Annotated in this window: 19 protein-coding genes, 1 tRNA gene and 1 pseudogene; 9 read left to right on the top strand and 12 right to left on the bottom strand. The window is 63.0% G+C overall.

The features are described from left to right. Positions 1–315 precede the first annotated feature (315 nt). The 5 genes from FFI89_RS31270 to FFI89_RS31250 all read right to left on the bottom strand — a co-directional run bounded on the left by FFI89_RS31270 (position 316) and on the right by FFI89_RS31250 (position 7,457). Positions 316–2,430 (bottom strand): phosphocholine-specific phospholipase C, encoded by a 2,115-nt coding sequence (locus FFI89_RS31270; protein WP_138831328.1) that lies wholly within the window; start codon positions 2,428–2,430, stop codon positions 316–318. 318 nt (positions 2,431–2,748) lie between these two features. Continuing rightward, positions 2,749–4,017 (bottom strand): alkaline phosphatase family protein, encoded by a 1,269-nt coding sequence (locus tag FFI89_RS31265; RefSeq protein ID WP_246669304.1) that lies wholly within the window; start codon positions 4,015–4,017, stop codon positions 2,749–2,751. A gap of 1,084 nt (positions 4,018–5,101) precedes the next feature. After that, positions 5,102–6,397, bottom strand: a complete 1,296-nt coding sequence (locus FFI89_RS31260; RefSeq protein WP_138831327.1) for an ISNCY family transposase — start codon at positions 6,395–6,397, stop codon at positions 5,102–5,104. Positions 6,398–6,896: 499 nt separating this feature from the next. Beyond that, a complete protein-coding gene (locus FFI89_RS31255) occupies positions 6,897–7,178 on the bottom strand; it encodes a hypothetical protein (protein WP_246669303.1) in 282 nt (93 codons plus the stop codon). 194 nt (positions 7,179–7,372) lie between these two features. After that, positions 7,373–7,457, bottom strand: a tRNA-Leu gene (locus FFI89_RS31250). A gap of 147 nt (positions 7,458–7,604) precedes the next feature. On the opposite strand from FFI89_RS31250, the gene FFI89_RS31245 reads away from it, so the two are divergent. Continuing rightward, complete coding sequence (locus FFI89_RS31245; RefSeq protein WP_138831326.1) at positions 7,605–8,138, top strand: disulfide bond formation protein B; 534 nt, start codon at positions 7,605–7,607, stop codon at positions 8,136–8,138. Between the two features lie 657 nt (positions 8,139–8,795). Here FFI89_RS31245 and FFI89_RS31235 read toward each other — a convergent pair. Next, complete coding sequence (locus FFI89_RS31235; protein ID WP_138831325.1) at positions 8,796–9,881, bottom strand: AbrB family transcriptional regulator; 1,086 nt, start codon at positions 9,879–9,881, stop codon at positions 8,796–8,798. 109 nt (positions 9,882–9,990) lie between these two features. Then, positions 9,991–10,260 (bottom strand): PsiF family protein, encoded by a 270-nt coding sequence (locus FFI89_RS31230; protein WP_138831324.1) that lies wholly within the window; start codon positions 10,258–10,260, stop codon positions 9,991–9,993. A gap of 188 nt (positions 10,261–10,448) precedes the next feature. On the opposite strand from FFI89_RS31230, the gene FFI89_RS31225 reads away from it, so the two are divergent. Then, positions 10,449–10,934: a hypothetical protein gene (locus tag FFI89_RS31225; protein ID WP_138831323.1), complete on the top strand. Its 486-nt coding sequence runs from the start codon at positions 10,449–10,451 to the stop codon at positions 10,932–10,934. 53 nt (positions 10,935–10,987) lie between these two features. Here the strand turns inward: FFI89_RS31225 and FFI89_RS31220 are convergent, their stop codons facing one another. Next, complete coding sequence (locus tag FFI89_RS31220) at positions 10,988–11,566, bottom strand: TetR/AcrR family transcriptional regulator (protein WP_138831322.1); 579 nt, start codon at positions 11,564–11,566, stop codon at positions 10,988–10,990. 89 nt (positions 11,567–11,655) lie between these two features. Here FFI89_RS31220 and FFI89_RS31215 point away from each other — a divergent pair, with 89 nt between their 5' ends. From FFI89_RS31215 to FFI89_RS31195, 5 genes are all read left to right on the top strand, one after another. After that, complete coding sequence (locus FFI89_RS31215; RefSeq protein ID WP_138831321.1) at positions 11,656–12,135, top strand: PaaI family thioesterase; 480 nt, start codon at positions 11,656–11,658, stop codon at positions 12,133–12,135. Between the two features lie 60 nt (positions 12,136–12,195). Further along, a complete protein-coding gene (locus FFI89_RS31210; RefSeq protein ID WP_138831320.1) occupies positions 12,196–12,582 on the top strand; it encodes a CidA/LrgA family protein in 387 nt (128 codons plus the stop codon). Continuing rightward, positions 12,579–13,301: an LrgB family protein gene (locus FFI89_RS31205; RefSeq protein ID WP_138831319.1), complete on the top strand. Its 723-nt coding sequence runs from the start codon at positions 12,579–12,581 to the stop codon at positions 13,299–13,301. Before FFI89_RS31210 ends, FFI89_RS31205 begins: the two co-directional genes overlap by 4 nt. Positions 13,302–13,392: 91 nt before the next feature. Continuing rightward, on the top strand, positions 13,393–14,172 hold the full coding sequence (locus tag FFI89_RS31200; protein ID WP_138835862.1) for a sulfite exporter TauE/SafE family protein: 780 nt from the start codon (positions 13,393–13,395) through the stop codon (positions 14,170–14,172). A 41-nt stretch (positions 14,173–14,213) separates the two neighbouring features. Beyond that, positions 14,214–14,894: a DsbA family protein gene (locus FFI89_RS31195; RefSeq protein WP_138831318.1), complete on the top strand. Its 681-nt coding sequence runs from the start codon at positions 14,214–14,216 to the stop codon at positions 14,892–14,894. 138 nt (positions 14,895–15,032) lie between these two features. Here FFI89_RS31195 and FFI89_RS31190 read toward each other — a convergent pair whose 3' ends face one another. After that, the gene (locus FFI89_RS31190) at positions 15,033–15,239 is read right to left on the bottom strand and encodes a hypothetical protein (RefSeq protein ID WP_138831317.1); all 207 of its coding nucleotides are present in this window, start codon (positions 15,237–15,239) and stop codon (positions 15,033–15,035) included. A gap of 53 nt (positions 15,240–15,292) precedes the next feature. Beyond that, positions 15,293–16,180 carry a LysR family transcriptional regulator gene (locus tag FFI89_RS31185; RefSeq protein ID WP_138831316.1) on the bottom strand — a complete coding sequence of 296 codons (888 nt, stop codon included), beginning with the start codon at positions 16,178–16,180 and terminating at the stop codon, positions 15,293–15,295. 119 nt (positions 16,181–16,299) lie between these two features. On the opposite strand from FFI89_RS31185, the gene FFI89_RS31180 reads away from it, so the two are divergent. Beyond that, on the top strand, positions 16,300–17,040 hold the full coding sequence (locus FFI89_RS31180; protein ID WP_138831315.1) for an SDR family oxidoreductase: 741 nt from the start codon (positions 16,300–16,302) through the stop codon (positions 17,038–17,040). Between the two features lie 52 nt (positions 17,041–17,092). Further along, positions 17,093–17,990, top strand: a pseudogene (locus FFI89_RS31175) (SDR family oxidoreductase). 51 nt (positions 17,991–18,041) lie between these two features. On the opposite strand, the gene FFI89_RS31170 reads toward FFI89_RS31175, so the two are convergent. Both FFI89_RS31170 and FFI89_RS31165 read right to left on the bottom strand, forming a co-directional pair. Next, the gene (locus tag FFI89_RS31170; protein ID WP_138831314.1) at positions 18,042–19,127 is read right to left on the bottom strand and encodes a phospholipase; all 1,086 of its coding nucleotides are present in this window, start codon (positions 19,125–19,127) and stop codon (positions 18,042–18,044) included. A 31-nt stretch (positions 19,128–19,158) separates the two neighbouring features. Next, positions 19,159–20,130: a S1C family serine protease gene (locus FFI89_RS31165; RefSeq protein ID WP_138831313.1), complete on the bottom strand. Its 972-nt coding sequence runs from the start codon at positions 20,128–20,130 to the stop codon at positions 19,159–19,161. Between the last annotated feature and the right edge of the window lie 72 nt (positions 20,131–20,202).

The following is a 20,202-nucleotide window of genomic DNA, read 5'->3' as shown; positions in this document are numbered from 1 at the left end:
GACTGTGGCAGTCGAATATTTCACGTCGATGACCGGGTGATGGGAGCGCCGATTTTGATAAGAATATTCGCTGGTGAACCGCGATACCTGATGAAGGAAATCCGGTTGTCCCCAGCAGCTTTCCAATAACCGGGCGCGCGCTGCCAGAACCGGCACCCACGTCTATGCAAGTGCCGTAAATCATGAAGCCTCAAGCCAGCCAAGCCAGCTGCAGCGACCGCAATAGAATTGCGGCGGGACGTGCGAACGCCGGGGTCAGCGACATTTACCCGTCCCGCCTGGGAAGTCTCAGCTTGATCGGTTAACCGGAACGCTTCAGACGATTCCGATGCCCGGATCGCTGGCACTGTCTCTTCCGGTCTCGATGTGACCGGCCAGACGCTGCTCGAAGCCTTGGTCGGTGTTGACGTGGATCACCAGATCGTACCAGCCGTGACTCTCCTTCAGCGGCCAATTCTTCCTGACCGACTGACCACGATCCAGCCAATGGCTCATCGTTTCATTGGTGTAGGAGTTCACGATGCTTACCGTGCAGGCCGCTGCCCCGCGATTGGTGACGGCCAGTTCGAATTCGGAATCGTCGTCGCCGTAGCGGCCGTCAACATCGAGATTGGCCCGGGCGATCCCGATGCCGCCCTTGAACGCACGTAAAAAGCCGTTCGGCCCGTAAACGGAAAGATCATACTCGCCATTGGGGTTCGCCGCGACGTTCCAGGTATCGGACAACGACTTGCCGGCCTCCACCGTATAGGTCCATGGTCCGGCGGAAGTATTGCCGGAGCGTACGTGGAAGCACGCGCCGGCATCGCCGGTATTGCGAAAGCCGATATTGAACGAACGTTTCGGGAAATCGGCGTCGCCATCCACATGCAATTCATACGGCAACGGGCGCGCGGGGCGCAGTCCACCCTCTTGGGTCGGCATCGTTTGATTGACCGGAATGGCCGGCACGTAGCTCGGGTAGGTTTTTCCCGACGCGATGTCGGCGGCCGGCGGCGCGTCGCCGGAGGTACTCGGCATTGCCACAACCGTGGCATCAGGTCTGGCGAAATTGAAGGCGGATGTCAGATCTCCGCAGATGGCACGGCGCCACGCGGAGATTTGAGTCTCGATCAGTCCGGGGTGATGCGGACCAAAGCGCCTCTCGATGAACTGGATCAGCGAGGTATGGTCGAACACCTGCGAACAGACGTAGCCGCCCTTGCTCCAGGGCGACACCACGAGCATCGGCACGCGGGTGCCCAGGCCGTAGGGACCGACGGGATAGTTCGCGGTGGGATAGGACGCGCTGCCCTGAAATATCTCGTTGCTCGCGTCGACCGTGGACTGGCCTTGCGCGGCGGATTGCGGCGGGTAGGGCGGAATGATGTGATCAAATAGGCCGTCGTTTTCGTCGTAATTGATGAACAGTGCGGTCCTGCCCCAGACCTCCGGATTGGAGGTTAGCGCATCGAGCACTTGGCTGATGTACCAGGCGCCGTAATTGGTTGGCCAATTCGCATGCTCCGAATAGGCCTCGGGAGCCGCGATCCACGAAACCTGCGGCAAGGAGTTGCTGGCGACATCCGCACGGAGCCGGTCGAACAGAGTTCCGCCCTGCAGGACGTTTGTTCCTGTCCTCGCCTTGTCGTAAAGCGGAGTGCCTGGCGCGGCATTTTGATATTGATGGAAATAGAGCAACGAATTATCGCCATAGTTGCCGATGTAGGGATTATTCGTCCAGCCCCAATACCCGTTGGCATCCAACCCGTTTCCGACATCCTGATAAATCTTCCAGGACACGCCAGCCTTTTCCAGGCGCTCCGGAAAGGTCGGCCAGTCATACCCGACCTCGGCGTTGCTGATCACCGGTCCGCCGCCTTGACCGTCGTTGCCGACCCAGCCCGTCCACATATAATATCGGTTCGGATCGGTCGGACCCATCACCGAACAATGGTAGGCGTCGCAGATGGTGAAGGCGTCGGCCAGGGCATAGTGGAACGGGATATCGGCGCGGGTCAGATACGCCATCGTCTGGCTGCCCTTGTTCGGGATCCACTGATCGTATTTTCCGCCATTCCATGCCGCATGGCCCTTCGTCCAGCCGTGCTCGGTACCAACCATGAATTGCGCTCCGAGGTTGGGCGCCGTGGGATGGAACGGCAGCACTTCTGAATTGCCGTTCGGCTGATGCCACACGGACTTGCCGGAGGGCAGAAATGCCGGACGCGGATCGCCAAATCCCCGCACCCCGCGCAGACTGCCGAAATAATGATCGAACCCGCGATTCTCCTGCGTGAGGATGACGATGTGATCGATGTCCCGGATCGTGCCGGTGCGATGGTTCGCGGGAAGCGCCAGTGCGCGACCGATGCTTTGCGGTAGTGTAGCGGCAGCAATTGTTGCGCCACTCAAGACGCGAAGAAAATCGCGACGATCAGTTGTGGTCATTGTGATCTTAGCCTCGCCGTTGTTTGGGGACGGCGGCGAGGCTAGGTCGGCAGCATTACGGTCGCGCGACGGAATCGTTATGGATCGAAGAAGAAATTATTATTCAGATCGAGCAATCGACGAACCCAGCCACACGGGTCGTTCGCGCAGAACATCACATCAAATTCGTATCGCGCGGCGTCTGCGTCGATGAAAGCTCGCGCGGCTCAAGCGAGGCAATCGCGGCCTGTCCGCATTTGCTTTGTGGCCCGGGCACAAAAAACGGCTCGCCGCACGAAAGTGAGGCGAGCCGTTCTTACGATTGCCGTCAGCGGGTGATCAGCGACGGAACATGTCTGCCATGATGGCGGTGGTGTCGTCGCAAGCGTGGTTGAGGCAAGGAAGACCGAAGCTCGCCTCCAGCGACTTCAGCATCGAGAAGTGCGTGTAAAAGGTCGGGCTCTGGATGTGACGGTCGTCGTGATCGCCGTCACCGTTGGTGTCGACGATGACCATTACCTTGTTGATATTCGGCGCGATGCTGTAGTCGTTCTCGTCCCACATGACGACAATGGCATTCTCGCCATCGTGCCACGCCGGCGACGCCTTGATCGACTGAACGATCCGCTTCACCGCGTCGTCGCCCAGATAGATCAGAGCGGGGTTGAGTCCGGCCTGGGTGCCGTCGCTGGTCGGGTCATAATTGCAGAACGGGCCCGCATTGCCCCGGCCGTGCATGTCGTTGCATTGGTTCGGCGCGATCAGCGAAAAAGACGGAACCTTGCCGGTCGCGAGATCGGCGTAAAGTCCGCGCGGACCGTCGAATCCAACGGTATTCTTGAGGCTGTTGCGCGGATCGGTGCCGTCCTGAACGCTTTTGAAATAGACGAACGGATTGTGCTTCGCCGCGTAAAGCTTCACGACGCCGCCCTGGGTCAGCGGCGGGGTGAGAGCCGGAAGAATCTTGCTGAAATCGGTGCTGTCGGTGAAGACCCCGTCGCTGTAATTGACCTGGTCCGCGCCGCCGAGCGGCAGGCTTTCCTGATAGGTCTTCCAGCTCTTGCCCTTCGCAACGAGTTGGTCGCCGATCGTCTTTCCGACCGTGCCGGGCGCTGCCGGGAACGAGCGGATTCCGTCGATGTTGTTTTCGCCGGGCGGGCCCGCGGTTTCGTTCGTGGTATCGACAGCCACCGTCGGGGCGTCGGTTCCGACGCCTGCGATCGGGCAGACCGCCGCGGTTGCCGGCGTATCGGTTGCCGCGGTGCCTGACGCCAGATTCGGGGTGCAGGACGTGCTGTGCCAGTTCGGGTTGTTGTCGCTGAGCACGCCGAAGTTGGAGCCGCCGACGACTTCGAGGTAGTTGGTCAGGCTCGGATGCCCGACTGCAAAAAAATTGGTGGCCAAACGGGCCTTGCGTGAGAGTTCATTGATGAAGGGCGCGTTCGGGTTATTCAGGATCTGGCTGTAGCCATGATTTTCCATCATGATCAGAAACACATGATCGAGATGGGGCACGCCGTTCGGAACGGGTCCTTCGGCCGCCATCGCGCTGCCTGCAAGTGCCGTCGCCAACAGGCCGGCGGCAAAATTCAGTGTTTTGAAAGCCACGAAAATCTCCTTATCATCTGTTTATATTTGTATTGTCGCATTGGGCGGGAGTTCTGACGGAGCTGGAGCGCCGCGACGAATTGGCTACCACGATGCGGATGACGCGCTTGTGTCGGCCGGATGTTGAATGAACGAAAATGAAATAAGACAAAATTGAATACGGAAGATGATGCGTTTGTGACGACGCGAAACCTGTTTGGTAATAGAAGGCGTCGATCGATGTGGCCTTCGCCGCGGCGCTTTTGCCCTTGCCGTCGAATGGGAGACGAGAAAATCCCGAGATCGGCAATGAATGGGGGGCCAGGCAGAACCAAGCCCACGGCCGCAAGGTGCCGCCCGAGGTGCACTGTGCCAGGGTCACGTTCACGCTCAGCGCAATGGCGCCCTCGACCGCAAAGCCGGTGGAAGGCAGACAGGGCAGTCTGGGCCGTAGTAGTCGCCACCGCGAACCCGTTGGCGAATGTTAGGGTCGAGGCGGAATAGGATGTTGGCGGGGAGTTGAGAGGGCCTCGATCGCGATTAGCTAGACCTTGGCCGGGCGCTTACCCGCGCTACGCTGCGCTTCTTTCGCCCGCATTTGGTCTACGCGGAGAAGGTTCGAACCCAGTTCCTCTCCCTCCGCCAAAACGATCTCGGAAAAGACCGCGAGCAAGCGCCGCTGCCTAGTCTAATGGGGCCGATCGCCACCAAATAGCCAGTCTAGCCGATGCGCTCCAAGGCAATTTCCGGCGTTTCAAAGTAGGAGACGAAAATTTCCCAGAGCTGCTCGTCAAAGAGCATCTCCGAAGCCCGGCTCAGCGGGAATTCCATGGGTTCGACCCGTGCTTACCCTAAGCCGGTTTGCAAAGAACTAGGACAGCTACCAATTCGCGCAATCCATTGAAAATTCAAAGCAAGTCAGTCTGCGAACTACGGCCGGCCATCTGTCGCCGCCAATTAGGGAAGTCACGATTTGAGCCAGTTAGAAATGTCACTCGGGTGGGGGTAGGTTAGCCGCCTTTCCTTTGGTTGGGGTTGAGTTTTGTTGGCTCGAGAGGGCGCGCGTGAAGCCTTCAGATAGCGTAGCGCGCCGCCCGGGCGCTATCTATCCGACCTTGAACATGTGGTTCTTTTGACCTCGTCGCCGCGGCGCCTTGGCGGAACGGGACATGTCGAGTTCCTTCTGCTGCTCGGCGATATAGGCCAGGATCGGCCCTAGTCGTTTGTTCTCGACGAGGGCGGCCTGGTTGACCTGCGGGCGCTTGTCGAAAGTGCGGTAGGGTAGATCGACGCCGTTGTAGCGGATCGCCAGCCGCCCATCAGGGTAGTCAATCACGGTGACCCGCTTGCGCGCCAGCGACCGTGCGATCTTGGTTGGCTCGAGAATGAAGAGCACCTGGTCATACTGCAGCGTCAGGTTCACCGAGACCGAGCGCTCTTCCTTCCAGGCGAAAGCATCATCGATATCTTCATGACTGGCGAGCGGCCGATGCAGGTCGCGATCCTCTAACGGCGCTTTGCCAAAGCGCGCATTGTACTTCTCCATGAACGCCGGCAGGAATGCGTTGCCGGCCTCAATCGTATCGATGCCGCTTAATCGCATCTCCTTGACCAACCGGTCCTGCAGCGTGCCATTGGCCCGTTCGACACGGCCCTTGGCCTGCGAGGAGTTGGCGCAGATGATGTCGATATTGAGCGCATGCAAAGCCCGTCCGAACTGGGTCATGCCATCGCCGCGGACCGCATCCTTCTTGTTGACCCGGAACACGCCGTGCTTGTCCGAATAGAACGCCACCGGCTTGCCGTAACGTTCTAGATAGGCTCGGGTCGCCGCAAAATAGTCGAAGGTGTTCTCGCTCTCGACAAACTGCAGATGCATCAGTCGGCTGGTGGCGTCGTCAATGTAGACGAGCAGGGTGCATTGCGGTCCGCGGCCCTCGAACCACCAGTGCTCCGACCCGTCAATCTGGATCAGCTCGCCACAACAATCCCGCCGGTACCGCGGCTGGTGAACAGCCTTCAATCGCGCTCGGCGGTCCTTCCACAGGCCCGCCGCGATCATCCATTGCCGCAGCGTCTCGCGCCCAAGGTGAATGCCGTGCAGCTCCGCCAGCTTCTCGGCCGCCAGCGTCGGACCGAAGTCCGGGTAACGCTCCCGGATGATGCCAAGCACTTTGGCGCGCCAGCCGCTCGGATAGCTGCGGTTGCTCGGCCGGCCTCGCCGGCGCGACACCAGGGCCTCCGGACCGTGCCGCGCAAAGGCCTTGCCAAGCCGGAACACCTGACGCCGGCCAACACCCATCAGCGTCGCGGCGTCCGCAACCTTGATCCTGCTTGCAGCCAGATCCTGCAACACGCTCATCCGGTCGATCTCCGTCCGGCTCATCGCAATCACCGTCATCGGCCAAATACTCCCCAACGGAAACCGTGGAGAGTGACATCTCAATCTGGGCCAATGGTGACTTCTCTATCCGGCGTCTACATCTGGAATTCGCGTAATGAGCGGTTATGGAACGGCCGCTTTTGGCGCGAAGCGGTCATTGAGGTGTGGATGTCAGATCTCGCTAGCTCCCGCGCACTGGACCTAGTCCGAACTTCCGCCTGGACTAGACCGACCTGCACTGCAGGCACCAATCCAACCGCTTGGGGAAACGATAGCCGTTCTCAGAATAGGGAGCTTCTGACCGACATCAGTTGCCAAACAATCGGCCACGATTTTCTCCAGGCTGCTTACTCGCTCGAATGAAACAGAGCTACAGTTTCGGTCAAGGCGCGCATAAGGGCCCTTCTACAGTCGAATTATCGAGATGCGCTAGCTGGAGCTCGACGACATCGCCATCCCTTGCCTTAGCGTCCTTGATCTCTTCGTGGCGAGACAGGGTCGAGAAGGTGGTCCGGAATCAGTGGGCGCAATGATCAGTCTTGGTATCAATGCCAAGCAGCCGCAAGCGATTGTCGAGCGTGTTGCTCGACAGTGCGGCATCCGCCAGAGCCTTGGAGGCAGCGTCGCCGGGCCTGCCCTCGTCCGGCGTGGCGAAGAGATAGAGACCGCCGCCGGTCACGTCGGAAATCTTGGCGGAGCTCCACGCGCCCTCGTTGAATTTCGGACGCGCGGCGCGGCAGTCGACGTCGGTCCTGATCAGCTTGGGGTCGGCGCCCGCGCCATCGTTCTTGCGGGCCATCTGCTCGATTGCGTCGTTCGGAATAGCGAAATTCGCCGCGATCGTTTAATTTCCCGATGCCAATAAAAATACCAACAAATTGAACAGCTGGAGCTAATTTTTTATCAGTATTTTCAACGAGGCTCGAAAATTTTCCCAAAAAAATGGAATCGAGCCAATGGCTTAAGCTGTTGTTTTTATTGGTGTTTTCAGTCTGGTGCCCCTGGCCGGAATCGAACCAGCACTCCTTGCGGAACTCGATTTTGAGTCGAGCGCGTCTACCAGTTCCGCCACAGGGGCCTCCGGGCACAAGCCTTAGGGGCCGGTGTCGCGAAGCGGGCGGAATATAGCGGGCCGCTCCCGCCGGTCAACCCGCGCGGATGTGATTGTTGCTTGCCTCGACAGTGCCGGCCTCGCGCGATAGGACCGTCATGCAGGAGATTGCCCTTGACATCAGATGCCGCCGCCAATCCGACGCATGCGCCCGCTAGCCCCGCGCTGAGGGCAGCGCTGGCGATCGCGGTCATTGCGGCCGCGACGCTCGCCGGCGCCTGGTTCTTCCAGCTGGTGCTGGATATCCGGCCCTGTCCGCTCTGCCTCGAACAGCGCTACGCCTATTACCTGGCATTCCCGGTCGGATTCCTGGTTGCCCTCGCAGCGGTCCGAGATGCGCCGCGCCCGGTACTGCTGGCGGGACTTGCGATCCTGCTGCTCGCAGCCCTCGCCAATGCCTGGCTCGGCACCTACCACGCCGGCGTCGAATGGAAATTCTGGCAGGGCCCGACCGATTGCACTGGCCCGGTCGGCAATTTCGGCAGCGCCGGCAGTCTGCTCGATCGTCTCGACACCGTGAAGGTGATCCGTTGCGACGAGGTGCAGTGGCGCTTTCTCGGCCTCTCGCTCGCCGGCTACAACGTGCTGATCTCGCTGGCGATGGCCGCGATCGCGGCCTGGGGTTTGGTTTCGACCCGGCGACGCTAGACGCCTGATGGTTTCGCAAGAGCTCAACCCATCCTGCAGACTACCCGACGGGCAAATCACCCCCAGATGTTGGTCCAGCCCTTCGCACAAAAATATTCCGCTGGCGCCGTCGGGCAAATCAGGCGTTCAACTTCGCCCGTCTACCGCGACAAGAGGGGCGATCGCGATCGTCACGACCGTGCGGTGGGATGCGATGGACGCGAAGGCTGCGACTGACGAGCGCGGCCACTAGCGTACGGCGAAGTCGTGTGGGTCCGACGCCCCGGTGCTGGCGTCAAGTTGGCGGAGGCGAAAGCTTCCAATGATGATGGTGGCAAGAAAGCCGGTCACCAGGGCGTACTCGTATAAGCCGTAAAGCCATTGCGCAGGGAAGGCCGGTGTGTTTCCGCCAAACCTGTATGCTCGTGTGCGTATCTTGTTGCATCTATTGCACGCGAGACCGCGGGTGCGGCGCGCACCCGGTCTTCCCTGCGCCCTCTGTTTCGAGGGCCAAGGTTTTCTTGCAAAACTCCGGGCGCATCGCGCCGCGAGATCGCGAAACTGTATGCGTAATGAGCCTGGTAGCCCGGATGAGCGCAGCGACATCCGGGATCACTCTCACACCGCCCCGGATATCGCTTTGCTCATCCGGGCTACAAGTGCTCTGGCGAGAGCCCCCTAATCGTCGACATCTTCCTGCGGCCGTCCGAACAGATGGACGATGCCGGGGGTGGTGATTGAGACGAACACGAAGCGGGAGAGGTGATGGGCGCCGACGAAGATCGGATCGATGTGCAGGGTTAGCGCCAGCGCCAGCATGGCGTCCATCGCGCCCGGCGCGAACGCCACCACGACGTCGGCGAAACGGACATGCGTGGTCAGCACGATGACGGCGACGAAGATCGCCGAGATCACGATCGCTACCGCAAACGAGCCCAGCCCCGCGTTGATATGCTTGAGCAGGGTCGCGGTTCGCATCCGTGCGAAGCGCGAGCCGATCAGGGCGCCGATGCCGACCAGCGCCACGCCGCGGATCCAGTTCGGCAGGCCGCCTTCGATCATGCCGGTGCCGTGCAGCACGCTGGAGGCGATCATCGCACCGAACATCCAGCTCGCCGGAAATTTCGCCAGCCGCAGCAGCAGCGCGACCGCGACCGAAGCCGCGATCAGGGCGGCGAGTTCGAGCGGCGAGGCGACGGCCGTGCCGAAGCTCGGCGAGGCCTGCGGCGAAATCCCGCTCAGCGCCACCAGCATCGGCAGCGCCGCCGTGAGGATGATCACGCGCATGGTCTGCACCACGGCTATTCCGGCGACGTCCGCGCCCTTCTCGACGGCGAGGATGGTGATTTGCGACAGCGCACCCGGGCTGCCGGCCAGCAAGGCCGAGGTCGAATCCCAGCCATGGACGCGCTGCAGGTAAAGGCTGGAGCCGAAGGTCGAGCAGAAGGTCGCGAGCGCCAAGAGGCCAATGGTCAGCGGATAGGAGCCGACATGCTGGATCAGCTGCCGCGACACCAGCGAGCCCAGCGATATTCCGAGCAGCACCAGTACGGTCTGGGTCAGGAGCGGCGGCACGGCGAGCGGCCGTCCGGCAAGTGCGGCGATGCCGACCGCGGTCATCGCGCCGGAAATCAGCCCGCCCGGCAGGCCTGCCCACAAAAACAGCAGACCGCCCGCGGCGCCGATCGAAAGCGTCTCGAGGGTCGACAAGAATTTGGCGCGGTCGGGAAGGGCGACTGCCTTCAATGCGGGGATCAGGTTCACGCCACCTTATGGCAAATCCGCCGTGGCGGGACAAATGCGCGAACGCGGTGCAGCAATGCGCACCGCGTCCCGATGATTCACCCTTCCCTGGAGGGGAGGGTGAGCTCAGTTACTTCGCAGCAGGCTTGTCACCCTTGTCGGCGCCGGCCTTGCATTCGGAACGGAATTTCTTGCGTTCCTTGCCGTGCAAGCCCTTGGCGTCGGCTTCCTTCGAGCATTCGAGGGAGGCCGCGGTGCGGGGCTTCTCCGCCTTCTTTTCCGCCGGCGCGGCCTTGGGCGCCTCGGTCTTGGCGGGGGCGGCGGTCTGCGCCGAGGCGGCGCCCATCAGCAGCAACGAAGCGACGGCGGTTGCGGTGGCAAAAGCAGAAATCTTGGTCATGGAGGTACCTCGGTTGGAAAGGAGGGCGCAACCGTCGCGCCGCAATGCTGAACCGCAAATGAATGGATCGGGTCATTCGGGGTTTTCGTCGCCACAATATTTTGAGCGCGGGATCGTCCCGCGCGTTGTCGCAAGTTCCGGGTGCGCTAGGATGGGAGCTGCAGATGACTGTCCCAAGGAGACCAAGGATGACCATTCAAGCCAAGATATTGTGTGCGATTGCGGTGTCGGGTTTTGTTGCATTTGCGGCGACATCACCGGTGCAAGCCCTGACCACGCAGGAATGCAGCGCGAAATACCAGGCGGCCAAATCCGCCGGCACCCTCGCCGGCCAGAAGTGGAACGACTTCCGCAAAGCCAATTGCGGTGCGGATGCCACCGCGACCCCGGCGGCTGCGCCCGCCGCCGCTCCGGCGCCTGCCCCCGCGCCGAAGGAAGCCAAGAAGGAAGCCGCACCTGCGGCGGCACCGGCTGCGCCGTCCGGACCCGCGGTGTTTCCGAATGCAGTGGATCCGAAATACGCCAAGGAAACCGCCGGCAAGGGCCGCATGCACACCTGCGTCGACCAGTACAACGCCAACAAGACCACCGGCGGCAATGGCGGCATGAAGTGGATCGAGAAGGGCGGCGGCTATTACAGCGAGTGCAACAAGAAGCTGAAGGGCGCCGGCTAAGCCGCACGCTAACCCATTCAGGCGCGGCCGGATCGAGCTTTCGGCCGCGCCTGCTAGTCGTCTTCGATCAGCTTCTCGGCGGACTTCGCCACCAGCTGCGCGCGCTTGCGCGGGCCCCGCTCGAGAAACAGCAGGCTCTGGCCGAAGATGAAGCAGTAGAACAGGAACGCCTGCGCGTCGGCCTCTTCGCCGGGCAGCCCGGTGGCGCGATAGAGCTGCCCGACATTCTTCAGGCGCGCGGCGTCGACGCCGGCGACCGCTGCGGCCGCCAACTCATCGGACCGCGCCCATTGCCGGATCGCCAGCTCGATTCCCATGCCTTCGGTATTCATGCGCTCCGAATAGAGCGCGATCAGCGCCTTCAGCCGTTCGCGCGCGTTTGTGCCGTCGAGGCTGGTCTGCTTTTCGATCGCGGCAATGCGCCCCTCGCGCCAGTTCTGCAGCATGGCCTCGAGCAGCGCCGCGCGGTCGCGGAAGCGGCGATAGAAGCCGCCTTTGGTGACGCCGAGGTTTTTCGCCAGCACCTCGACCCGCACGCCCTCGACGCCGGAGCGGGCAATTTCCGCAAAACCGGCCTCGATCCAAGTCACTGTCCGCGTCTCCGTCCGCGTATCGGCCCTGCTGCCGGTCATGGTTCGCCCTCACCGATTCTTGATACGGTACCGTATTGCTAACCCGCAACGGCCTTGATACGCTACCGTATCACAATCGATGGCGTGAGATGCCGCAATTCCAGCCGAAAAATCCGGACTTCCGCGCCGTCGCGACCGATACGTTCGCGCGGCAGCGCGCGATGCGCACGCTCGGCATCTCGATCGCGCGACTGGAGCCGGGCGAGATTGATCTGGCGATGGAATACTCGGTCGATTTCACCCAGCAGAACGGCTTCGTGCATGGCGGAATCATCACCGCGGGGCTCGACGGCGCCTGCGGCATCGCCGCCTTCACGCTGATGCCCGATGGCTCCGACATCCTGACCGTGGAGTTCAAGACCAACCTGCTGGCACCGGCGCGAGGCGAGCGCTTCGCCTTCCGTGCCACCGTCGTCAAGCCCGGCCGCACGCTGACCGTATGCGAAGGCCGCGCCTACGCCGAGCAGGACGGCGTCGAAACCCTGATCGCGACCATGACCGCCACGATGATGGCGCTGCCGCGCCGCGAGGCGGCGCCGGTGGCGGAGAGGGCGCACGTACCAGCCTGACGTTGACAAGCGTCCGCTGTGGCGACCTGATGCGGCTGTTGCCCCAACGCGGACGGTCGCATGATTGCCAGCCTCAGCCTGATCCTGCTCTGTCAATTGACCGGTGAGGTCATCGTCCGCGGGCTCGGCCTGCCGATGCCGGGCCCGGTGGTCGGGCTGATCATCCTGCTGCTGTTGTTGCTGGCGCGGGATCGCTTCGCAATGCTCGCGCGCGGACCGCTGCAGGGCGACGGCGTCGAGGGTGCCAGCCGCGGGCTGCTGGCGCATCTGTCGCTGCTGTTCATCCCGGCCGGCGTCGGCGTGGTGCAGAAGCTCGATCTGCTCGCCGAACACGGCATTGCGATCCTCGCCATCCTGGCGGTCTCGGTCGTGGTGACCTTGCTGGTGACGGTCGCAACCTTCCTGGTCGCCAGCCGCCTGATGACGCGCGGAGAGGAAACACCATGAGCGAAAATCCGTTCTCGCTGTGGGTCTACCTGTCGCAGTCGCCGCTGCTCTGGCTGACGGTGACGCTGCTGACCTATGCGGTGGCCGATGCGGTCTCGCTGAAAACCCACCGCCATCCGCTCGCCAATCCGGTGCTGCATTCGATGTGGATCATCGGCGCCTTCCTGCTCGTCACCGGCACCTCCTACACGACGTATTTCGGCGGTGCGCAGTTCGTGCACTTCCTGCTCGGGCCGGCCACCGTGGCGCTGGCGGTGCCGCTCTATGAAAATCGTAAAGTCGTAGCAGCAGCGATCCTGCCGATGCTGGTGGCGCTACTGATCGGCTCGGTCACCGCGATCGTCTCGGTGGTGGTGTTGGCGAAAGCCGCCGGCCTGCCGCGCGGCATCATCCTGTCGCTGGCGCCCAAATCCGTCACCGCGGGAGTCGCGATGGGCATCAGCGAATCCCTGCATGCGGATCCGTCGCTGACCGCGGTCTCGGTGGTGCTGACCGGCATCATGGGCGCGATCATCGTGACGCCGCTGATGAACCGGACCGGCATCACCGATTTCCGGGCCCGCGGCTTCGCCGTCGGCCTCGCCGCCCATGGCATCGGCACCGCGCGGGCGTTCCAGGTCGATGCGGTGGCCGGCGTGTTCGCCGGCATCGCCATGAGCCTGAATGCACTGGTGACGTCACTGCTGGTGCCGCTGGCGGTGACGCTGCTGATGCGCTGAGCGCTGTTGCAGTGCAGCTTTGTGCTGCGGCCATGGCGACAGGCAGAAAATCCTTCTATGGTCGCGCCCCAAACGTGAGTCTCTCGTCTTGATAATCTCCACAACGCAAAGCCTGCTGGGACTGGCATCGGGCATGCTGGTCGGGTTCTCGCTCGGCCTGGTCGGCGGCGGCGGCTCGATTCTGGCCGTGCCGCTGATGGTCTATGTGGTCGGCGTGCCCGAACCCCATGTCGCGATCGGCACCAGCGCGATCGCGGTTGCCGCCAACGCCGCGATCAACCTCTCCAACCATGCGCGCGGCGGCACTGTGATCTGGTCCTGCGCGCTGGTATTCGCCGCGGCCGGCATCGTCGGCGCCTTCGGCGGTTCGATCCTCGGCAAGATGGTCGAGGGCCAGAAGCTGCTGGCGCTGTTCGCGCTGATCATGCTGGTGATCGCCATGCTGATGCTGAAGACGCGTTCGCGGATCGGGCTGCCCGACGTCAAGATCTCGATGTCCAACATGCCGGCCATCGTCGGCCTTGGCCTTGCGACCGGTACGCTGTCCGGATTCTTCGGCATCGGCGGCGGCTTCCTGATCGTGCCGGCTTTGATGCTGGCGACCGGCATGCCGATCATGAATGCGGTCAGTTCCTCGCTGGTCGCCGTCACCGCGTTCGGCCTGACCACGGCCGCGAGCTATGCCTGGTCCGGGCTGGTGTCATGGATGCTGGCGGGATTGTTCGTGGCGGGCGGCATCCTGGGCGGCCTGGCCGGTACGCGCTCGGCGCGGCACCTCGCGGAAAAGCGCGGGGCGCTCAACATTGTGTTCGCGGTGGTCATTATTGCGGTGGCGCTCTATATGCTGGTGCGTAACATAACCGCGTTGTGACCGTATAAAGGGGCAGAACAGCCCTCGCGAGACCCCGAAAAATGAACCGAACCAATAATCCAGCCCGGAACCATCCGGAACGCAGCCGCCGCGAAGCGCTCGGTCTGCTTGGCGTGAGTGCGGCGCTGCTGGGTGCGGCCGCGCTGTCCCGTCCGGCGTTCGCCCAAGGTGACGAGACGGTCCTGACGGAAGCGCTAGTGCTGCGCGACCCGGAAATTCCGGCGGCGGGCAACGTCGACGGCGACGTTACGATCGTCGAATGGTTCGACTATAATTGCCCGTACTGCCGCAAGATTGATCCGGAGCTCCGGCAGGTGATCCAGGACGACGGCAAGGTCCGTCTGGTGCTGAAGGACTGGCCGATCCTGGGACCGGTCTCCAAGGTCGCTTCGCGGATGGCGCTGGCCGCAAAATACCAGGACAAGTTCATGGCGGCGCATGAGGCCATGATCGGCGTCAGTTCGAAACTGACCGAACCGCGGATCGGCGAACTGTTGTCCGGCGCCGGCATCGACATCGATCGCCTCAAGCGCGACCTTGCGACCAATGCGAAGGCGATCGACGCCATCCTCGCCCGCAACAACGATCAGGCGCTGGCGTTCGGGTTCAAGGGCACGCCGTCCTTCATCGTCGGAAAATTCCGCGTGCCCGGCGTGCTGACCATGGCGGAATTCGAGATGGTCATCGCCGACGCCCGCAAGGCCAAGGCGGGCAAGGGCTAGCGGTCATAGCGTTTTCAAGCGAAGTGGACGCCGGTTCGCGTGAAGAAAACGCGTCAAAAAAGAATCACTCCTCAAACGAAAAGGGCGCTCCCGTCTGCGACAGGGGCGCCCTTATGCTTGCGGCAAATCGTGCCGCGATTACTTCGACGAAATCTTGATCCAGTCGTTATGCGCGCGCGTCTTCAGCGCCGCCCAGTCGTTGGCGGCCACGTCCCAGTTGACGATGGTGCGGTTGGTCTGCGCGACCTGGCCATTCGCCACGCTCGACGTCTGCATGGAATCATAGACATAGACGCCGCAGACCAGCAGCAGGGCGCCCAGAATCATTCCGAAAAACGTCTGCATCGGTAATCCCTCCGTTACGCAGACAACGCCGGGAGGGGAGCTTGGTTCCGCGGTCACAGCCGCCCGAACGCGCGCATCACATAGTCGATGAAGACGCGGACGCGCGGCGAGAGCTGGCGGTTGCGGGGATAGAGCAGCGAAACCGGCACGGTCGGCGGCGGCCAGTCCGCCAGCACCTGAACCAGCGTGCCGTCGGCGAGATCCGCTTCGGCGTGAAAGTGCGGCACCTGGACCAGGCCGAGACCGAGCCGCGCGGTGGCTAGGTAGCTCTCCGGCCCCGTGACCGACATGATCGTTGGTAACGGAACCTCGCGCCTTGTGCCTTCCACCATGAATTCCATCGGCCGCACCCGCCCGGTCGTCAGCGAGCGGATTCCGATCATGCGGTGGCCGTCGAGCGCGTCCCAATTGGTCGGCGTGCCGTAGCGAGCGAAATAGTCGGGCGTGGCGCAGGTCAACCGCTCCAGCACCACCACCTGCCGCGCGATCATGTCGCTGTCAGGCAACTGGCCGAAGCGCAGTACGCAGTCGACGCCTTCGCGGATCAGATCGACCCAGCGGTCGCTCTCGCTCATGTTGACTTCGATGTCGGGATATTGCGCGAAGAAGCCCGGCAGGTTCGGCAGCAGGAAGTGACGCGCCAGCGTGCCCTGCACCTCCAGCCGCAACAGCCCCTTCGGCCGGGCGCCGCCGAACGCGCCCTCGGCATCTTCGAGATCGGCGATCAGCGAAAGACACCGTTGGTAATGAGCCTCGCCGTCCAGTGTAGGACTGACCTGTCGCGTGGTCCGCTCCAACAGCCGCACGCCGAGGCGGGCTTCCAGCGTCTTCACGGCGTCGGTGACCGTAGAGCGCGGCAGGCCGAGATCGTCGGCGGCAGCGGAAAAACTGCGCCGCTCCACCACCCGCGTGAACACCCGCATCGCGTCGAATCGGTCCATCGGATTGTTTGTTTTGTCCGGATTATGATGTCAGATAATGCCTGATTATCCGGAAACTGAAAGTACCTAGATTTCTCCCATCAGATGCGGCCAAGCCGCCAAACATGAGGAGAACAAAAATGTCGAACCAATCCAACAAGATAGCAATCGTAACGGGTGCCTCGCGGGGCATCGGCGCCGCGGTGGCCGAGCGGCTGGCGGCCGACGGCTTCACCGCCGTCATCAACTACTCCGGCGACGTCAAGTCGGCCGAGTCGGTGGCCCGCCGGATCGAAGCCAAGGGCGGCCGGGCACTGACCGCCAGGGCCGATGTCAGCGATCCCGCCGCCGTGCGCGGCATGTTCGATGCGGCGGAGGCGGCCTTCGGCGGCGTCGATGTGCTGGTCAACAATGCCGGCATCATGAAGCTTGCCAAGATCGCCGACAGCGACGACGCGCTGTTCGACCAGCAGATTGCGATCAACCTCAAGGGCAGTTTCAACGCGATGCGCGAGGCCGCCAAGCGGTTGCGCGACGGCGGCCGGATCATCAACTTCTCGACCAGCGTCGTTGGGGTCAAGCTCGAGACCTATGGCGTCTATGCGGCCACCAAGGCCGCGATCGAATCCATGAGCGCGATCCTGTCGAAGGAGATGCGCGGCCGTTCGATTACCGTCAACGCCATCGCGCCGGGCCCGGTCGCGACCGACCTGTTTCTCAACGGCAAATCGCCCGAGCTGATCGACCGCATGTCCAGGATGAATCCGCTGGAGCGGCTCGGCACGCCGGAAGACATCGCCGCCAGTGTTTCCTTCCTCGCCGGTCCCGACGGCGGCTGGATCAACGGCCAGACCCTGCGCGCCAATGGCGGCATGGTCTGAACCAACCTTTCCATCATCGATCAACATCTCGTCCTTGAAAAGGATACGTGTCATGAAACAGGTTATCGTCATCACCGGCGCTTCCAGCGGCTTCGGCCGGCTCTCCGCCAATGCGCTCGCCAAAGCGGGCCACACGGTCTACGCCTCGATGCGCGACACCAGGGGCCGCAACGCGCCCCAGGTTGCCGATGTCGAGAAGCATGCCCGGGATAACAACGTCGATCTGCATGCGATCGAACTCGATGTCGGCTCGCAGGCCTCGGCCGATGCGGCGATTGCGCAAATCGTTGCCGAGCAGGGGCGCCTCGACGTCGTTATGCACAATGCCGGTCACATGTCGTTCGGTCCGGCCGAAGCGTTCACGCCCGAGCAACTCGCCGAACTCTACGACGTCAACGTGCTCTCGACCCAGCGCGTCAACCGCGCGGCGCTGCCGCAGCTGCGCAAGCAGGGCCGCGGATTGCTGGTCTGGGTGTCCTCCAGCAGCGTGGCCGGCGGCACACCGCCGTATCTGTCGCCGTATTTTGCCGCCAAGGCCGGCATGGATGCGATGGCGGCGGTCTATGCCCGCGAGCTGACGCGTTGGGGCATCGAAACCACGATCATTGTGCCGGGAGCGTTCACCGGCGGCACCAATCATTTCGCCCATGCGGGCGCACCGGCCGATCAGGCGGGTCGCGGAATATGAAGCCGGTCCCTATGCCGGCTTCGGCGAGCAACTGCAGAAGGCGTTCGCCGCGATTGTGCCCGCGGATGCGGATGCTTCGTCGGTGGCCGATGCCATCGTGGAGGTTATCGACATGCCATTCGGCAAGCGTCCGTTCCGCGTTCATGTCGATCCGACCCGTGATGGCGCCGAGGTTGCTTTCGGCGTGATCGACCGCGTCCGCGACGAAATGCTGAACCGGGTCGGACTTTCCGACCTGCTGCGTCCGAGGGTCAACGGCTGAAGCCTTCCAGACATGACAAGGCCGGCGGCGTGCGAAGCGCCGCCGGCTCCGTCATGCGCGGTTGAGCCAGGCCAGTATCTCCGCGTTCATCTCGCGTGGGTAGCAATGGCTGAGGTCGTCGAGTTCGCGATAGGTGACGTCGGCGCCGGCCGCGGACAGCACCTGGCTGGTCTGCCGCGCCACCTGCACCGGAAACATCCAGTCGAGTTTGCCGTGCACGATATGGACCGGCAGACCGCGCAGCCGTTCGGCATCGGCGATTTCGGCCATCAGCGGGTGAAAAGTCGCCGACACCGGCGCCAGATGGGTGAACGGCGAGGCGCTCTCGAACCCCGTCACATAGCAGAAGGTGCCGCCGTCGCTCATGCCGGTCAGCAGCATTCTCGTTGCATCGACATTCCAGCGCGACCGTACCTGTTCGAGGATGCGCATCAGGTTCGGCGTATCGGTGTCGTCGCCCATCAGTGCCCAGGTGCTTTTGTTGGCAGAATCGCCGGTCGCGGTCGGTGCGATCAGGATGGCGCCACGGCTGCGGGCATCGAGCAGCCAGCTCCAGAGGAAGCCGCGGCCGTTGCCACTGCCGCCGTGCAGCGCCATCACCAGCGGCCATGCCCGATCGGGCGTATAATATTCGGGAACGTAGACCGAGAAGCCGCCGCGGCTGCCCGGCTCATTGGCGTCGTGAAAAATTCCGGTGTTGTCGTTGGCGGGCGCGGCGAGCCGGGCCGCGAGATCGGCGTCATCGCGCAAATGCGGGTCGACGAAGAATTCGCTGACCGGCGGCAGCTTTGCCGACAGCGCATACAGCGCCTCCTGCGCGCGCGGTGCGTAACGCAATGCCTTGAACACGCTGACGAGATCGCCATGGCCGTTCTGCACGGTGCGCAGGCCATCGAATGCGGCCAGCGCCGCATCGCTGGCCGATGCGAGCGCGGCTCCGATGCCGGCGAATTCCTCGGGCCAGTGCGCCAGCCGCGGACGGGCCGCGCGTAACGCCGCGTCGGGCGAGCCTGCGGCTTGCATGACGCGGCCGAAATCCGGCGGGTTCAGATGGCGGGCGACGAAGCCGAGCGATTCCAGCGATTGCAGCAGTGGCGGCAGCACGGCCACGATGTCGTCCACCACGGCCTCGCTCATGTGCAACTCTCTCGCTTCAATGCAGGCGTATTCAGTGCAACCTTGGCGCCTTCAAGAGCCTGGCGCGATCGGTCGAGGTCAGCGTGACATCAAAGGTAACGCCCTCATGATAGACCGTGAGCGGCACATCGACGCCGGCAGGTCCGAGCGCCCATAGCTTGCGGTAGAAGCCGATCTGGCTGGTGATCTTGTCGCCGTTCACGGCGAGGATGACGTCGCCGGTCTTGAGCTCGGCGCGCGCCGCCGGACCCTTGCTGGCGATCCCGACCACCACGACGCGATTGTCGATCTCGGTCGAGAACATCCCGAGCCAGGGCCGTGACGGCTTGTTGACGCGGCCGAACTTGCGCAAGTCGTCGAGCACCGGTTTCAAAAGGTCGATCGGCACCATCATGTTGACATGCTCGGCCTTGCCCTCGCGCTCGCGTTCGAGCTGCAGCGAGCCGATGCCGAGCAGTTCGCCGCGGCTCGAGATCAGTCCGGTGCCGCCCCAGTTCGGATGCGCGGGATGGGTGAAGATCGCTTCATCCAGCAGATACTCCCAATAGCCGGCGAATTCCTGCTTGGCCGCGATCTGGCTGGCGACCGATCGCGTGCGTCCGCCGGCGCCGCCGACCACCACGCGGTCTCCGATCTGGGCCGCGGCGGAGGAACCCAGCGGCAGCGGATCGAGGTCGAGGCTGCCGAGCGCCTGCACCAGCCCGAAGCCGGATTCGAAATCGAAGCCGAGCGCGTGTCCCTCGACCACGCGGCCGTCGCCGCGATGCAGCCAGACGGCTTCGGCCTCGGTGATGAGATAGCCGATGGTCAGCACCAATCCGTCATCGATCAGCACGCCATTGCCGGCGCGCTCGGTGCCGAGTGTTTCCGCGCTGAACGCGTCGGGCGGGATGATCGAATGCAGTCCGACGACCGACGACAGCGCATGGTCCAGGTCGAAACTGTAATCGCCCGGGCGCGGCTGGTTGGCCGGCGGCACTTTCCATTCGGTCAAAGAGGGCATCGACGGTCTCCTGGCCAACCGGTGCGCATCCACGGAACGAAAGCGCGTGAAACTGATGACAATCTATGCTGC

This window comes from Bradyrhizobium sp. KBS0727 (assembly GCF_005937885.2).
GTDB lineage: Bacteria > Pseudomonadota > Alphaproteobacteria > Rhizobiales > Xanthobacteraceae > Bradyrhizobium.
Note: the sequence above shows the minus strand (reverse complement) of the source record. Positions and strands in the feature narration are given on the sequence as shown.

Bases quoted from the DNA above. Each gene is read 5' to 3' on its own strand.
- FFI89_RS31270 (WP_138831328.1), bottom strand. From the start codon at position 2,430: ATGACCACAACTGATCGTCGCGATTTTCTTCGCGTCTTGAGTGGCGCA.
- FFI89_RS31260 (WP_138831327.1), bottom strand. From the start codon at position 6,397: ATGACGGTGATTGCGATGAGCCGGACGGAGATCGACCGGATGAGCGTG.
- FFI89_RS31255 (WP_246669303.1), bottom strand. From the start codon at position 7,178: ATGGCCCGCAAGAACGATGGCGCGGGCGCCGACCCCAAGCTGATCAGG.
- FFI89_RS31230 (WP_138831324.1), bottom strand. From the start codon at position 10,260: ATGACCAAGATTTCTGCTTTTGCCACCGCAACCGCCGTCGCTTCGTTG.
- FFI89_RS31225 (WP_138831323.1), top strand. From the start codon at position 10,449: ATGACCATTCAAGCCAAGATATTGTGTGCGATTGCGGTGTCGGGTTTT.
- FFI89_RS31220 (WP_138831322.1), bottom strand. From the start codon at position 11,566: ATGACCGGCAGCAGGGCCGATACGCGGACGGAGACGCGGACAGTGACT.
- FFI89_RS31215 (WP_138831321.1), top strand. From the start codon at position 11,656: ATGCCGCAATTCCAGCCGAAAAATCCGGACTTCCGCGCCGTCGCGACC.
- FFI89_RS31210 (WP_138831320.1), top strand. From the start codon at position 12,196: ATGATTGCCAGCCTCAGCCTGATCCTGCTCTGTCAATTGACCGGTGAG.
- FFI89_RS31205 (WP_138831319.1), top strand. From the start codon at position 12,579: ATGAGCGAAAATCCGTTCTCGCTGTGGGTCTACCTGTCGCAGTCGCCG.
- FFI89_RS31195 (WP_138831318.1), top strand. From the start codon at position 14,214: ATGAACCGAACCAATAATCCAGCCCGGAACCATCCGGAACGCAGCCGC.
- FFI89_RS31190 (WP_138831317.1), bottom strand. From the start codon at position 15,239: ATGCAGACGTTTTTCGGAATGATTCTGGGCGCCCTGCTGCTGGTCTGC.
- FFI89_RS31185 (WP_138831316.1), bottom strand. From the start codon at position 16,180: ATGGACCGATTCGACGCGATGCGGGTGTTCACGCGGGTGGTGGAGCGG.
- FFI89_RS31180 (WP_138831315.1), top strand. From the start codon at position 16,300: ATGTCGAACCAATCCAACAAGATAGCAATCGTAACGGGTGCCTCGCGG.
- FFI89_RS31170 (WP_138831314.1), bottom strand. From the start codon at position 19,127: ATGAGCGAGGCCGTGGTGGACGACATCGTGGCCGTGCTGCCGCCACTG.
- FFI89_RS31165 (WP_138831313.1), bottom strand. From the start codon at position 20,130: ATGCCCTCTTTGACCGAATGGAAAGTGCCGCCGGCCAACCAGCCGCGC.